Origin of the sequence: uncultured Algibacter sp. (assembly GCF_963976535.1) — a bacterium.
In the GTDB taxonomy this organism is placed as follows: Bacteria; Bacteroidota; Bacteroidia; order Flavobacteriales; family Flavobacteriaceae; genus Algibacter_B.
The window spans coordinates 1-14,631 of the sequence record NZ_CAXBLF010000074.1 but is presented as its reverse complement, the minus strand read 5'-3'; the positions used below and the strand labels follow the sequence as shown (position 1 = coordinate 14,631).

Below are 14,631 nucleotides of genomic sequence, written 5' to 3'. Positions count from 1 at the left end.
AGCCTCTCAACCCGTGCAATACGAAATTGACTACTATTTCAATTTAGATTAAAAAGAAAATATAACATGGCAGGAATTGTAAATTATATAAAAGAATCATTCGGAGAACTAAAGAATAATGTGACATGGCCTACATGGGCAGAAGCACAAAGTTTAACAGTTTTGGTTGCTGTATTCTCTATTATATTTTCCCTTGCTATTTGGGGTGTAGATACAGTTTTCAGTAAAGTTATTGCAGCTTACTTTCAATGGATTAACGGTTAAAAACAAAATTTATGTCTGAAGTAAGCAAAAAAAAATGGTATGTTGTTCGTGCAGTAAGCGGTCAAGAAAACAAAATCAAAGCCTATATTGAGAGAGAAATCGAACGTTTAGGTTTACAAGATTATGTTGATCAAGTACTTGTACCAACAGAGAAAGTGATTCAAATACGTAACGGAAAAAAGATACAAAAAGAAAAAACTTTTTTTCCAGGTTATATAATGATTCAAGCTAATTTAACTGGAGAAGTTCCTCATATTATAAGATCGGTTACTAATGTCATCGGATTTTTGGGTGAAACAAAAGGTGGTGATCCTGTGCCATTAAGACAATCTGAAGTAAACAGAATGTTAGGTAAAGTAGATGAATTATCTGTAGAAGAGAGTGCTAATGTAGCTATTCCTTTTACTAAAGGAGAAACTGTTAAAGTTATAGATGGGCCGTTTAATGGATTTGATGGTACCGTTGAAAATATAAATGAAGAAAAGCGTAAACTTGAAGTGATGGTTAAAATTTTTGGAAGAAAAACACCATTAGAACTGAGTTATATGCAAGTTGAAAAAGTATAATAGTGTTACATTAGATAGATGAGTCTTTCGCTTCCAATTGAGAGATAACATCAAAAATTAAATTATTAAAAATGGCAAAAGAATTAGGTAAAGTAGTTAAGTTACAAGTTCGGGGAGGTGCTGCGAATCCATCGCCACCGGTTGGACCCGCTTTAGGAGCTGCAGGTGTTAACATCATGGAGTTCTGTAAGCAATTCAATGCCAGAACCCAAGATAAACCAGGTAAAGTTTTACCAGTGGTTATATCTGTTTACAAAGACAAATCATTCGACTTTGTAATTAAAACTCCACCAGCAGCAGTTCAATTATTAGAAGCTGCAAAAGTGAAGAAGGGTTCTGGAGAGCCAAACCGAAAAAAAGTAGCTAAAGTATCTTGGGATCAGGTTAAAACCATCGCAGAAGACAAAATGGTAGATTTAAATGCATTTACTATTGGGTCTGCTATGAAAATGGTTGCTGGTACAGCAAGATCGATGGGAATAACCGTAACAGGGCAATTCCCTAATTAATCTATTAAAGACATTAGAAAATGGCAAGATTAACAAAAAAGCAAAAAGAGGCTTTAGCAAAAATTGAAAAAGGTAAAATCTATTCTGTTGATGAAGCATCAGCATTAATAAAAGAGATTACCAATACTAAGTTCGACTCATCAATTGATTTGGCTATACGTTTAGGAGTAGATCCTCGTAAAGCTAATCAGATGGTAAGAGGTGTGGTTTCTTTACCACACGGTACTGGTAAAGACATGAAAGTATTAGCATTAGTAACACCAGATAAAGAAGCAGAAGCTAAAGAAGCTGGTGCTGATTACGTTGGTTTAGACGAATACCTTGATAAAATCAAGGGGGGGTGGACAGACGTTGATGTTATTGTTACTATGCCAAGTGTTATGGGTAAATTGGGTCCTTTAGGACGTGTATTAGGACCGAGAGGTTTAATGCCTAACCCAAAAACAGGTACGGTAACTATGGATGTTGCTAAAGCAGTAACTGAAGTAAAAGCTGGTAAAATTGATTTTAAAGTTGATAAAACTGGTATTGTACACGCTGCAATTGGAAAAGCATCATTTAGTGCTGATAAAATTGCGGGTAACGCAAATGAATTATTAACAACTATAATGAAACTAAAACCGACAACGGCTAAGGGAATTTATGTAAAAAGCATATTTATGTCTTCTACAATGAGCCCAAGTTTAGCTATTGATCCAAAAATTGGTTAATTAAGTTAAAACTTTTATTATGACAAGAGAAGAAAAATCATTAGTAATTGAGGAGTTAACTGCAGATTTAACTAATAATGCAAATATCTATTTAGCAGATATTTCAGGATTAAATGCAGGAACTACTTCAAATTTGCGTCGTGCTGCTTTTAAAGCAAACGTGCAAATGGCAGTTGTTAAAAATACATTACTTGCAAAAGCAATGGAGGCTTCAGATAGAGAATTTGGAGATCTTGCATCTGTTTTAAAAGGAAATACATCAGTAATGTATTCTGAAACAGGTAATGCACCAGCTAAGTTAATTAAAACGTTCCGTAAAAAATCTGAAAAACCTTTATTAAAAGGAGCTTTTATTGAGGAAGCAGTTTACATTGGCGACGAACAATTAGACATGTTAGTTGATATCAAGTCTAAAGAAGAATTGATTGGAGAAATTATAGGATTATTACAATCTCCTGCTAAAAATGTTATTTCTGCACTTAAATCAGGTGGAGGAACCATAGCTGGAATTCTTAAAACACTATCTGAAAAACAAGGATAGTATTAAATAGTACGCACTTTATTATAAATATATTATTACAAAATTATTAAAACGATAGAAAAATGGCAGATTTAAAAGATTTCGCAGAACAATTAGTTAACCTTACTGTAAAAGAGGTAAATGAGTTAGCAACTATATTAAAAGATGAGTATGGTATCGAGCCTGCTGCTGCTGCAGTTGCTGTTGCTGGTCCCGCTGGAGGTGGAGAAGCTGAAGAAGCTCAAACTGAATTTGATGTTATTTTAAAAGCAGCAGGTGGTTCTAAATTAGCTGTTGTTAAATTAGTTAAAGAATTAACTGGTTTAGGATTAAAAGAAGCTAAAGGTTTAGTGGATGATGCACCAAGTGCTATCAAAGAAGGTGTGTCTAAAGATGAAGCTGAAGCTTTAAAAACATCTTTAGAAGAAGCTGGAGCAGAGGTTGAGCTTAAGTAAGCTGTACAACTCAAGAACATAAAGGTTTAGGTCTGAAGCATGTGCTATCAGACCTAGACCATTTTGCGTATAATACTATGTATACCAAATGTATTACAAAACAGCTCATTATAATTGAATTGTTTTTCGCAGTTTAATTAGTGTTTTAAAGCACTATCATTATTTTTTTAATCATAATTCCGTCCATTGATGTTATCAACACAAGCTGAAAGATTAAATTTCTCGTCTATTGTAAATAAGACAGAATACCCAGATTTCTTGGATATTCAGATTAAATCCTTCCAGGATTTTTTCCAATTAGAAACAAAATCTGAAGAAAGAGGAGATGAAGGTCTTTATAATACCTTCATGGAAAACTTTCCAATTACAGATTCTCGTAATCAATTCGTTTTAGAGTTTTTAGATTACTTCGTAGATCCACCAAGATATGCTATTGAAGAGTGTATTGAAAGAGGTCTTACTTACAGCGTTCCGCTAAAAGCTAGGTTAAAGTTATATTGTACAGACCCTGAACATGAGGATTTCGAGACCATTGTTCAAGATGTGTACTTAGGAACTATACCTTACATGACGCCTTCTGGTACATTTTGTATCAACGGTGCAGAGCGTGTCGTTGTATCTCAATTACACCGTTCACCAGGAGTATTCTTTGGACAATCTTTCCATGCAAATGGAACAAAATTATATTCAGCAAGAGTTATTCCATTTAAGGGATCTTGGATTGAGTTTGCTACCGATATTAACCAGGTAATGTATGCTTACATTGATAGAAAGAAAAAATTACCTGTTACAACATTGTTCAGAGCTATTGGTTTTGAACGTGATAAAGATATTTTAGAGATTTTTGACTTAGCAGAAGAAGTTAAAGTTTCAAAATCTGGATTAAAGAAATATGTAGGAAGAAAATTAGCTGCACGTGTATTGAATACATGGCATGAGGATTTTGTTGATGAAGATACTGGTGAAGTAGTATCAATAGAGCGTAATGAAATTGTGCTTGATCGTGATACGGTTATCGATAAAGAAAATATTGAAGAAATTCTTGAAGCTGATGTTAAAACTATTCTTTTACATAAAGAAAGTGCAGAACAAGGCGATTATGCGATTATCCATAACACACTTCAAAAAGATCCAACAAACTCAGAAAAAGAGGCTGTTGAGCATATTTATAGACAATTACGAAATGCTGAGCCGCCAGATGAGGAAACAGCACGTGGTATTATAGATAAATTATTCTTTTCAGACCAACGTTACTCTTTAGGAGAAGTGGGTCGTTATAGAATGAACAAAAAATTAGGTTTAGATATTGGAATGGATAAGCAAGTGCTTACTAAAGAAGATATCATTACCATTATAAAATACTTAATCGAGCTTATAAACTCAAAAGCAGAGATTGATGATATTGACCACTTATCTAACCGTCGTGTACGTACTGTAGGAGAGCAATTATCATCGCAATTTGGTGTTGGTTTGGCACGTATGGCACGTACTATTCGTGAGCGTATGAACGTTCGTGATAACGAAGTATTTACACCAATTGATTTGATTAATGCGAAGACCTTATCGTCTGTAATTAATTCATTCTTTGGTACCAATCAGTTATCTCAATTTATGGATCAAACCAATCCATTAGCTGAAATTACGCATAAGCGTCGTTTGTCAGCTCTTGGACCTGGAGGTTTATCAAGAGAAAGAGCAGGTTTTGAGGTACGTGATGTTCACTATACACACTACGGACGTTTATGTCCTATTGAAACACCTGAGGGACCAAATATTGGTTTGATTTCTTCACTTTCTGTATTTGCTAAAGTGAATTCCATGGGATTCATTGAGACTCCTTATAGAAAAGTAACTGATGGTGTTGTTGATATTAAAAATGAGCCTATTTATTTAAGTGCAGAAGAGGAAGAAGATAAATTAATTGCTCAGGCAACTGTTAAAGTTGATGACAATGGTAAAATTTTACATGAAAAGGTAATTGCGAGAATGGAAGGTGATTTCCCTGTAATTGATCCTAATGAATTACATTATACAGATGTAGCGCCTAACCAGATTTCATCTATTTCGGCTTCATTAATTCCGTTCTTAGAACATGATGATGCGAATAGAGCATTGATGGGATCTAACATGATGCGTCAAGCGGTTCCATTATTATTACCTCAAGCACCAATTGTAGGAACAGGTTTAGAACGTCAAGTAGCTTCAGATTCTAGAGTATTAATTAATGCTGAAGGCCCTGGAGAAGTACTTTATGTTGATGCTAACGAGATAAAAATTAGATACGAACGTACTGATGATGAAGCTAAAGTAAGTTTTGATAGCGATATTAAAACATATCAATTAGTGAAATTTAGAAAAACCAATCAAGGTACTTCTATCAACCTTAAGCCAATAGTAGTTAAAGGTAATAAAGTAACTAAAGGTCAAGTTTTATGTGAAGGTTATGCTACACAAAAAGGAGAACTCGCTTTAGGTAGAAATATGAAAGTAGCCTTTATGCCTTGGAAAGGGTATAACTTTGAGGATGCGATTGTAATTTCTGAAAAGGTTGTACGTGAAGATATATTTACATCTATTCATATAGATGAGTATTCTTTAGATGTAAGAGATACAAAACTAGGTAATGAAGAGCTAACTAATGATATTCCTAATGTTTCTGAAGAGGCTACTAAAGACTTAGATGAAAACGGAATGATTCGCGTTGGTGCCGAGGTTAAACCTGGTGATATTCTTATTGGTAAGATTACTCCTAAAGGAGAATCTGATCCAACACCTGAAGAAAAATTATTACGTGCCATCTTTGGTGATAAAGCAGGTGATGTAAAAGATGCTTCTTTAAAAGCCTCACCTTCATTACATGGTGTTGTTATTGAAAAGAAATTATTTGCTAGAGCAGTAAAAGATAAACGTAAGAGAGCACAAGATAAAGATGATATCTTAGCATTAGAAGCTCAGTACGACAGAAAATTTGATGAATTAAAAGATGTTTTAGTTGAAAAATTATTTGCTATTGTAAATGGTAAAACAGCTCAAGGTATTTTTAATGATTTAGGTGAAGAAGTATTACCAAAAGGTAAAAAATTCACGCTTAAAATGTTAAATGCTGTTGATGATTATGCGCATTTAGTTTCTGGAAAGTGGACTACTGATACGCATACAAATAAATTGGTAGCCGATTTAATTCATAACTATAAGATTAAAGAAAACGATTTACAAGGTTCTTTACGTCGTGAGAAGTTTACAATCTCTGTAGGTGATGAATTACCAGCAGGTATTATCAAATTAGCTAAAGTTTATATCGCAAAGAAACGTAAACTTAAAGTTGGTGATAAAATGGCAGGACGTCACGGTAACAAAGGTATTGTTGCACGTATTGTTCGTCAAGAAGATATGCCATTCTTAGAAGATGGAACTCCTGTTGATATTGTATTAAATCCGCTTGGTGTGCCATCTCGTATGAACATCGGTCAGATTTATGAAACGGTATTAGGATGGGCAGGTCAAAAATTAGATCGTAAATATGCAACGCCAATTTTTGATGGTGCAACAATAGATCAAATTAATGAATTCACAGATGAAGCTGGAATCCCAAGATATGGTCATACTTATTTATATGATGGTGGAACAGGAGCACGTTTCGATCAACCAGCAACAGTTGGTGTGATTTACATGCTGAAACTAGGACATATGGTTGATGATAAAATGCACGCGCGTTCTATTGGACCTTACTCATTAATTACGCAACAACCTTTAGGTGGTAAAGCACAATTTGGTGGTCAGCGTTTTGGTGAGATGGAAGTATGGGCACTTGAGGCTTATGGAGCATCAAGTACTTTACGCGAGATCTTAACTGTAAAATCTGATGATGTAATTGGTAGAGCCAAAACTTACGAAGCAATCGTAAAAGGTGAGCCAATGCCAGATCCAGGTTTACCAGAATCTTTCAACGTACTTATGCACGAATTGAAAGGTTTAGGTTTAGACATCAGATTAGAGGAGTAAAAAATAGTGGGCAGTCGCAGTGTCCAGTTAGCAGTTTATGCTTGATACTGAATACTGAGACTGAAGACTGAAAACTTAAGAAAATGGCAAGAAAACAAGATAAAAATACAGTTAAGAGATTTAATAAAATCTCAATTGGTTTAGCATCACCAGAATCTATTTTAGCAGAGTCTAGAGGTGAAGTTTTAAAACCAGAAACTATCAATTATCGAACACACAAACCTGAACGTGATGGTTTGTTCTGTGAGCGTATTTTTGGTCCTGTAAAGGATTATGAGTGTGCTTGTGGTAAATATAAAAGAATTCGCTACAAAGGTATTGTTTGTGACCGTTGTGGTGTAGAAGTAACAGAAAAGAAAGTACGTCGTGATAGAGTAGGACACATTAATTTAGTGGTTCCTGTAGCTCATATCTGGTACTTCCGTTCGTTACCAAATAAAATAGGTTATTTATTAGGCTTACCATCCAAGAAATTAGACATGATTATTTACTACGAACGTTATGTAGTAATTCAACCAGGTAATGCTAAAAATGAAGAAGGAGAGCCATTACAAAAAATGGATTTCCTTACTGAAGAAGAATACCTAAATGTTTTAGAATCACTTCCTCAAGATAATCAGTATTTAGATGATGAGGACCCAAACAAGTTTTTAGCTAAAATGGGTGCTGAGTGTTTAATTGAATTATTATCAAGAATTGATTTAGAGGCTTTATCATACGAACTACGCCATAAAGCAAATACAGAAACGTCGAAACAACGTAAAACTGAAGCTTTAAAGCGTTTACAAGTTGTTGAATCTTTAAGTAAATCGAATGAGAATAGAGAAAACAGACCAGAGTGGATGATTATGAAGGTGGTGCCAATTATTCCACCAGAATTACGTCCGTTAGTACCATTAGATGGTGGTCGTTTTGCAACGTCTGATTTAAATGATTTATACCGTCGTGTAATTATCCGTAACAACCGTCTTAAAAGATTGGTTGAAATAAAAGCACCAGAAGTTATTTTACGTAATGAAAAACGTATGTTACAAGAATCAGTAGATTCATTATTTGATAACACACGTAAATCATCTGCTGTAAAAACAGATTCAAACCGACCATTAAAATCATTATCAGATTCACTTAAAGGTAAGCAAGGACGTTTCCGTCAAAACTTACTTGGTAAGCGTGTTGACTATTCAGCGCGTTCGGTAATTGTTGTTGGGCCTGAATTAAAGTTATTCGAATGTGGTATTCCAAAAAATATGGCAGCCGAATTATACAAACCTTTTGTAATTAGAAAATTAATTGAAAGAGGGATTGTAAAGACAGTAAAATCTGCAAAGAAAATTATAGATAAAAGAGAACCTGTGGTTTGGGATATCTTGGAAAATGTTCTTAAAGGACATCCAGTATTACTAAACCGTGCGCCTACATTACACCGTTTGGGTATACAAGCATTCCAACCAAAATTAATTGAAGGGAAAGCAATTCAATTACACCCATTAGTATGTACAGCATTTAATGCCGATTTTGATGGTGACCAGATGGCGGTTCACTTACCATTAGGACCAGAAGCTATTTTAGAATGTCAACTATTAATGTTGGCATCTCATAATATCTTAAACCCAGCGAATGGAGCACCGGTAACGGTACCTTCTCAAGATATGGTACTTGGTCTTTATTATATGACTAAGTTACGTACTTCTACCGCAGATGTAAAGGTTAAAGGAGAAGGATTAACTTTTTATTCTCCAGAGGAAGTGGAAATTGCTTTCAATGAGAAGAAAGTTGATTTGAATGCAGGTATCAAAGTTAGAACTATCGATATTAATGAAGATGGCAAGCTTGATAGAATGATTGTTGAAACTACAGTTGGAAGAGTATTATTTAACCAACATGTACCTGAGGCAGCTGGATATATCAATCAAGTATTGACTAAAAAGTCCTTAAGAGATATTATTGGTGATATTCTTAAAGTAACATCAGTTCCTGAATGTGCTGATTTCCTTGATGCTATTAGAACTTTAGGTTTTAAATTTGCATTTCAAGGTGGATTATCATTCAGTTTAGGTGATATTATTATTCCACCAGAAAAGCAGAGTATGATTGATAAAGCTAATGGTTTGGTTGACGGTATTACTGGAAATTATAACATGGGGCTTATTACTAATAACGAGCGTTACAATCAAGTAATTGATATCTGGACTTCTACAAATGCTGAATTGACAGAATTGTCAATGAAACGTATTAGAGAAGATCAGCAAGGATTTAACTCGGTGTTTATGATGCTTGACTCTGGAGCTCGTGGATCTAAAGAACAGATTCGTCAGTTAACAGGTATGCGTGGATTAATGGCGAAACCTAAAAAATCTAACGCGGGTGGTGGCGAAATTATTGAAAACCCAATTCTTTCTAACTTCAAAGAAGGTTTATCAATTTTAGAATACTTTATCTCTACTCACGGTGCGCGTAAAGGTCTTGCAGATACGGCTCTTAAAACTGCCGATGCAGGGTATTTAACACGTCGTTTAGTTGATGTATCTCAAGATGTGATTGTCAATACTGAAGATTGTGGTACATTAAGAGGTGTTGAAGTTGAGGCATTGAAGAAAAATGATGAAGTTGTTGAAACTTTAGAGGAAAGAATCGTTGGTCGTGTATCATTAAATGAGGTTCATAATCCATTGACTGATGAACTATTAGTTTCGGCTGGTCAATTAATTGAAGATGATGTTGCTAAGGCAATTGAAGCATCTCCAATTGATAGTTTAGACGTGCGTTCAGCATTAACTTGTGAAGCCTTAAAAGGTATTTGTGCTAAATGCTACGGTAGAAACTTAGCTACTGGCAAAATGGTACAACGAGGTGAAGCTGTTGGTGTAGTTGCTGCACAATCTATTGGTGAACCTGGTACGCAGCTTACATTACGTACATTCCACGTAGGTGGTATTGCTGGTAACATTTCTGAGGATAACAAATTTGCTGTCAAGTTTGATGGTATTGCTGAAATTGAAGATTTAAAAACAGTTAAAGGTAAAGATAATGAAGGAAATGATGTTGATATCGTTATTTCTAGAACATCTGAACTTAAACTTACAGATAAGAAAACAGGTATTGTTTTAAGTACTAATAACATCCCTTACGGTTCAACTATTCTTGTTAAGAACGGTGATGCATTGAAGAAAGCTGATGTTGTTTGTACTTGGGATCCATATAATGGTGTAATTATTTCAGAATTTGCTGGAAAAGTGAAGTATGAAAATATCGAGCAAGGAATTACATATCAAGTTGAAATTGATGAACAAACAGGTTTCCAAGAAAAAGTAATTTCTGAATCTAGAAACAAAAAACTTATTCCAACGCTTCATATTGAAGACGCTAAAGGTGAAACAATTCGTTCTTACAACTTACCAGTTGGAGCTCACCTAATGATTGATGATGGAGAAAAGGTTAATATTGGTAAAATATTAGTTAAAATTCCTCGTAAATCTGCTAAAGCAGGTGATATTACGGGTGGTTTACCTCGTGTAACAGAATTATTTGAAGCACGTAACCCATCTAACCCAGCAGTTGTTAGTGCTATTGATGGTGTGGTATCTTTCGGGAAAATTAAGAGAGGTAATCGTGAGATTATTATAGAGTCTAAAACAGGTGATATTAAGAAATACTTAGTGAAATTATCTAATCAAATTCTTGTACAAGAAAATGATTATGTTAAAGCAGGTATGCCATTATCTGATGGTTCTATTACGCCTAACGATATTTTGAATATCAAAGGCCCTTCAGCTGTTCAACAATACTTAGTTAACGAAGTACAGGAAGTATATCGTTTGCAAGGTGTGAAGATTAATGATAAGCACTTTGAAGTAGTTGTTAGACAGATGATGCGTAAAGTTAGAATTATTGATTCTGGTGATACCATTTTCCTAGAAGATCAATTAGCTCATAAATCTGATTTCATAAAAGAAAATGATGAAATCTTCGGAATGAAAGTTATTGAAGACGCTGGAGATTCAACAAATCTAAAAGCGGGACAAATTATTTCACCTCGTGATTTAAGAGATGAAAATTCAATTATACGTAGAGAAGATAAGCAACTTGTAGTAGCTAGAGATGCACAACCTGCAACTGCTACACCAATACTTCAAGGTATTACAAGAGCATCACTTCAAACCAAGTCGTTTATATCTGCAGCATCGTTCCAAGAAACTACTAAAGTACTTAATGAAGCTGCTGTGGCAGGGAAAGTGGATACTTTAGAAGGCTTGAAGGAAAATGTAATTGTTGGTCATAGAATTCCAGCAGGTACAGGTATGAGAAATTATACTGATATCATTGTTGGCTCTAAAGAAGAGTTTGACGAAATGATGCAAGTTAAACAAGAGTTAAATTACAATTAATAAGACTCAAGTTTTAATAGCCGAAAGGGTATTAAAACTTGTAAGTCGAATTTATCCCACGCAGGTGGGGATCTGTTTAAATAATAATAAAAAGTCCTGCTAATAATATAGTTAGGACTTTTTATTTTAAAAATGATTAATAAATAAGATTTCCACCTTCGTGGAAGTGAAAAATATAATTTTCAATGGCAGCAAACGAAAAAGACAACCAAAAGCAAGGACAGATTAATATTGAACTTGATGAGAAAGTAGCTGAAGGCACCTATTCCAATCTAGCTATTATAAACCATTCGGTTTCTGAATTTGTTGTGGACTTTGTAAATATTATGCCTGGGGTTCCGAAGAATAAGGTAAAGTCTAGAATTATTTTAACGCCTCAACATGCTAAGCGTTTACAAAAAGCATTGGCTGAAAATATAACTAGATTTGAAAAGGCTCATGGAAAGATAAAAGATTATGAGCAACCTCCAATCCCATTAAATTTTGGGCCAACTGGTCAAGCATAAATAAAAAACCTTTGAAAATAATTTTCAAAGGTTTTTTATTTTTAAGCCACTTCTTTATTAGGGTAAAACTGTAATGCACCAGAAGGGCATTTTTGTATTTGTCTCTTGATTTCTTTTGTTGTTGCACCATCGAGGTAAATCCAAGGAATAATTGAATGTCTAAATACATCTGAAAGTTCTCTTGCACAGCGCTCAGCATTAATGCATACACAAGGTTTGTAGGTTACAGTAATTTCTAAATTACTGAAAATATTAGCAGTAGTTTCCATAAGTAGATCATTATTTGGGGTTATAATCTATTCTAAATGTAGAAAACAGATCATTTTACTATAAAAATATTCGTTGAAAAACATCTTTTAACTTGTTAATAGATGAAATACGTATAGATTTAATCAAATTCTGAAGTAAAATGAAGTTTTATATTCGGATATTTCTGTTGTGTCATTTGCAAAGAAAAAGGAGAATCTGCTAAAAACACCAATTGGTTTTGTTTGTCTTTAGCTAAAAAACGTTGTTTAACTCTCACAAACTCTTTATACTCATCTGTTTTAGATTCTGTAGGATCTACCCAGCAGGCTTTATGTACGTTTAAGTTATCGTAAGTACATTTAGCACCATATTCATGTTCTAATCGATATTGAATCACTTCATATTGTAAGGCTCCAACAGTACCTATAACTTTTCTTCCGTTAAGTTCTAATGTAAATAATTGTGCAACACCTTCATCCATTAATTGATCTATACCTTTTGATAGTTGTTTAGATTTTAAAGGATCGGCATTATTGATGTATCTAAAATGTTCTGGCGAAAAACTAGGAACACCTTTATAATTTAGAATTTCACCTTCAGTTAAAGTATCGCCAATTTTAAATGTTCCGGTGTCTTGCAAACCAACAATATCACCAGGATAGGAGATATCCACTATTTCTTTCTTTTCAGCAAAAAAAGCATTAGGACTGGAAAATTTCACTTTTTTATTATGCCTAACATGTAAGTATGGCGCATTACGTTTAAATTCACCAGAAACAATCTTAACAAAAGCTAAACGGTTTCTATGATTTGGATCCATATTAGCATGGATTTTAAATACAAAGCCCGTAAATTTATCTTCTTTAGGGTCAACTAAACGTTCTTCACTTTGTTTTGGTCTTGGTTTAGGTGCAATTTCTACAAAGCAATCCAGTAACTCCCTAACACCAAAGTTATTTAAAGCTGAGCCAAAAAACACGGGTTGCTGATGTCCGTTTAAGTAGGCTTCTTTACTAAAATCTGGATAAATACCTTCTACTAACTCTATTTCTTCGCGTAACGTATTTGCAGCATCAGCGCCAATTAATTCATCTAACTTTGGAGAGGTTAGGTCACTAACCTCGATAGTTTCTTCTATATCCTTTCTGCTATCACCACTAAAAAGATTGATGTTTTTTTCCCAAAGATTGTAAATGCCTTTAAAATCATAGCCCATCCCAATTGGAAAACTAAGCGGCACCACTTTAAGTCCTAATTTTTGCTCTACTTCATCAAGTAAATCAAAAGCATCTTTTCCTTCTCTATCCATTTTATTAATGAATACTATCATAGGAATATTTCGCATTCTACAAACTTCAACTAGTTTTTCAGTTTGCTCCTCAACACCTTTTGCAACATCAATAACAACTATAACGCTATCAACAGCAGTTAATGTTCTAAAGGTATCTTCAGCAAAATCTTTATGCCCAGGTGTATCAAGAATGTTTATTTTAATGCCATCGTATTCAAAAGCTAAAACAGAAGTCGCAACAGATATTCCACGTTGGCGTTCTATTTCCATAAAATCACTTGTAGCACCTTTCTTTATTTTATTACTTTTTACAGCACCTGCTTCTTGTATGGCGCCACCAAAAAGAAGTAGTTTTTCTGTTAAAGTGGTTTTACCGGCATCGGGGTGTGATATGATACCAAAGGTACGTCTGCGTTGTATTTCTTTTAAAAAACTCATAAATGTTTATGCAAATGGGTTGCAAAGATACTATTATTAACTTCAATTAAAATAGCCAATCTTAGTGCTTTTTATTTTTTCTAGTTTAACAAACATCTATATATTTACGCTCTATGAAGTATATAAAAAAGGCTGTTGTAATTATAGTCCTGCAATTGTTTGTAACAATGTGCATTTACGGGCAATCGAAAGATGATAATGTGTCTTTTATTAATAAAATTGAAGATTATATTTTAAGTAAAAAATTAGATTCTGCCTCATTTTATCTTTCTAAAAAACCATTAAGTCTTTATTTAAAATCTTTAGATAGAATGACTAAAGGGAAGCCTAATTATAAAGATTATTATGATTTTATTTCTAATCTAGGTAATAGATCAGATATAGACTATATCGACGTTTCTAATTTTATTAATTTAATAAAAGTTCCTGATTATCCTGATAGTTTAGTATATGATTTCGTAAAAATTAAATGGTTGCAAATTTCAAAGCTAAGAGACGAAGTAACTATTGAAGAAGCAAATATAGAACAATCAAAACTAGATAATTATATAGATAAGTTTGATAATAACGATGTCAATTTTATTAAAGCAAAGTTACTTGCAGGGATACATCAAATAGTTTTATATCAAATACAAAATGATGTCGAAAAAGGAAAGTCTTTATGTTTAGAAAGTCTTGAAAAATCAAAACAACTTAATGACAATGAATTAGTTATAGCTTTTTTGTATCATTTATG

Annotated in this window: 12 protein-coding genes; 10 read left to right on the top strand and 2 right to left on the bottom strand. The window is 33.8% G+C overall.

The features are described 5' to 3' along the window. Positions 1-66: 66 nt before the first annotated feature. The 9 genes from secE (at position 67) to AAC024_RS14360 (ending at position 11,917) form a co-directional block, all read left to right on the top strand. A complete protein-coding gene (secE, locus tag AAC024_RS14400; protein ID WP_298346448.1) occupies positions 67-264 on the top strand; it encodes a preprotein translocase subunit SecE in 198 nt (65 codons plus the stop codon). An 11-nt stretch (positions 265-275) separates the two neighbouring features. Next, positions 276-830 (top strand): transcription termination/antitermination protein NusG, encoded by a 555-nt coding sequence (nusG, locus tag AAC024_RS14395; protein ID WP_339896197.1) that lies wholly within the window; start codon positions 276-278, stop codon positions 828-830. A gap of 71 nt (positions 831-901) precedes the next feature. Further along, positions 902-1,339, top strand: a complete 438-nt coding sequence (gene rplK / locus AAC024_RS14390; protein ID WP_339896196.1) for a 50S ribosomal protein L11 — start codon at positions 902-904, stop codon at positions 1,337-1,339. Between the two features lie 20 nt (positions 1,340-1,359). After that, positions 1,360-2,049, top strand: coding sequence for a 50S ribosomal protein L1 (gene rplA / locus AAC024_RS14385; RefSeq protein WP_339896195.1), 690 nt, complete (start codon positions 1,360-1,362; stop codon positions 2,047-2,049). A gap of 19 nt (positions 2,050-2,068) precedes the next feature. Continuing rightward, a complete protein-coding gene (gene rplJ / locus AAC024_RS14380; protein WP_339896194.1) occupies positions 2,069-2,590 on the top strand; it encodes a 50S ribosomal protein L10 in 522 nt (173 codons plus the stop codon). Between the two features lie 62 nt (positions 2,591-2,652). Further along, entirely contained in the window at positions 2,653-3,024 is a 372-nt protein-coding gene (rplL, locus tag AAC024_RS14375) for a 50S ribosomal protein L7/L12 (RefSeq protein WP_339896193.1), read from the top strand. 189 nt (positions 3,025-3,213) lie between these two features. Beyond that, positions 3,214-7,026, top strand: a complete 3,813-nt coding sequence (gene rpoB / locus AAC024_RS14370) for a DNA-directed RNA polymerase subunit beta (RefSeq protein ID WP_339896192.1) — start codon at positions 3,214-3,216, stop codon at positions 7,024-7,026. 83 nt (positions 7,027-7,109) lie between these two features. Continuing rightward, the gene (rpoC, locus tag AAC024_RS14365; RefSeq protein WP_339896191.1) at positions 7,110-11,411 is read left to right on the top strand and encodes a DNA-directed RNA polymerase subunit beta'; all 4,302 of its coding nucleotides are present in this window, start codon (positions 7,110-7,112) and stop codon (positions 11,409-11,411) included. 185 nt (positions 11,412-11,596) lie between these two features. Further along, entirely contained in the window at positions 11,597-11,917 is a 321-nt protein-coding gene (locus AAC024_RS14360; protein ID WP_339896190.1) for a DUF3467 domain-containing protein, read from the top strand. A 41-nt stretch (positions 11,918-11,958) separates the two neighbouring features. On the opposite strand, the gene AAC024_RS14355 is transcribed toward AAC024_RS14360, so the two are convergent. Both AAC024_RS14355 and AAC024_RS14350 read right to left on the bottom strand, forming a co-directional pair. Next, positions 11,959-12,186, bottom strand: coding sequence for a (4Fe-4S)-binding protein (locus tag AAC024_RS14355; RefSeq protein ID WP_339896189.1), 228 nt, complete (start codon positions 12,184-12,186; stop codon positions 11,959-11,961). A 119-nt stretch (positions 12,187-12,305) separates the two neighbouring features. Continuing rightward, on the bottom strand, positions 12,306-13,895 hold the full coding sequence (locus tag AAC024_RS14350) for a peptide chain release factor 3 (RefSeq protein WP_339896188.1): 1,590 nt from the start codon (positions 13,893-13,895) through the stop codon (positions 12,306-12,308). A 113-nt stretch (positions 13,896-14,008) separates the two neighbouring features. Here AAC024_RS14350 and AAC024_RS14345 point away from each other — a divergent pair. Further along, the coding region (locus AAC024_RS14345; RefSeq protein WP_339896187.1) for a hypothetical protein at positions 14,009-14,631 on the top strand (623 nt) is incomplete at its 3' end.

Coding starts and splice junctions, on each gene's coding strand:
- rpoC (WP_339896191.1), top strand. CDS start 7,110: ATGGCAAGAAAACAAGATAAAAATACAGTTAAGAGATTTAATAAAATC.
- rplJ (WP_339896194.1), top strand. CDS start 2,069: ATGACAAGAGAAGAAAAATCATTAGTAATTGAGGAGTTAACTGCAGAT.
- secE (WP_298346448.1), top strand. CDS start 67: ATGGCAGGAATTGTAAATTATATAAAAGAATCATTCGGAGAACTAAAG.
- AAC024_RS14355 (WP_339896189.1), bottom strand. CDS start 12,186: ATGGAAACTACTGCTAATATTTTCAGTAATTTAGAAATTACTGTAACC.
- nusG (WP_339896197.1), top strand. CDS start 276: ATGTCTGAAGTAAGCAAAAAAAAATGGTATGTTGTTCGTGCAGTAAGC.
- rplK (WP_339896196.1), top strand. CDS start 902: ATGGCAAAAGAATTAGGTAAAGTAGTTAAGTTACAAGTTCGGGGAGGT.
- AAC024_RS14360 (WP_339896190.1), top strand. CDS start 11,597: ATGGCAGCAAACGAAAAAGACAACCAAAAGCAAGGACAGATTAATATT.
- rpoB (WP_339896192.1), top strand. CDS start 3,214: ATGTTATCAACACAAGCTGAAAGATTAAATTTCTCGTCTATTGTAAAT.
- rplA (WP_339896195.1), top strand. CDS start 1,360: ATGGCAAGATTAACAAAAAAGCAAAAAGAGGCTTTAGCAAAAATTGAA.
- AAC024_RS14350 (WP_339896188.1), bottom strand. CDS start 13,895: ATGAGTTTTTTAAAAGAAATACAACGCAGACGTACCTTTGGTATCATA.
- rplL (WP_339896193.1), top strand. CDS start 2,653: ATGGCAGATTTAAAAGATTTCGCAGAACAATTAGTTAACCTTACTGTA.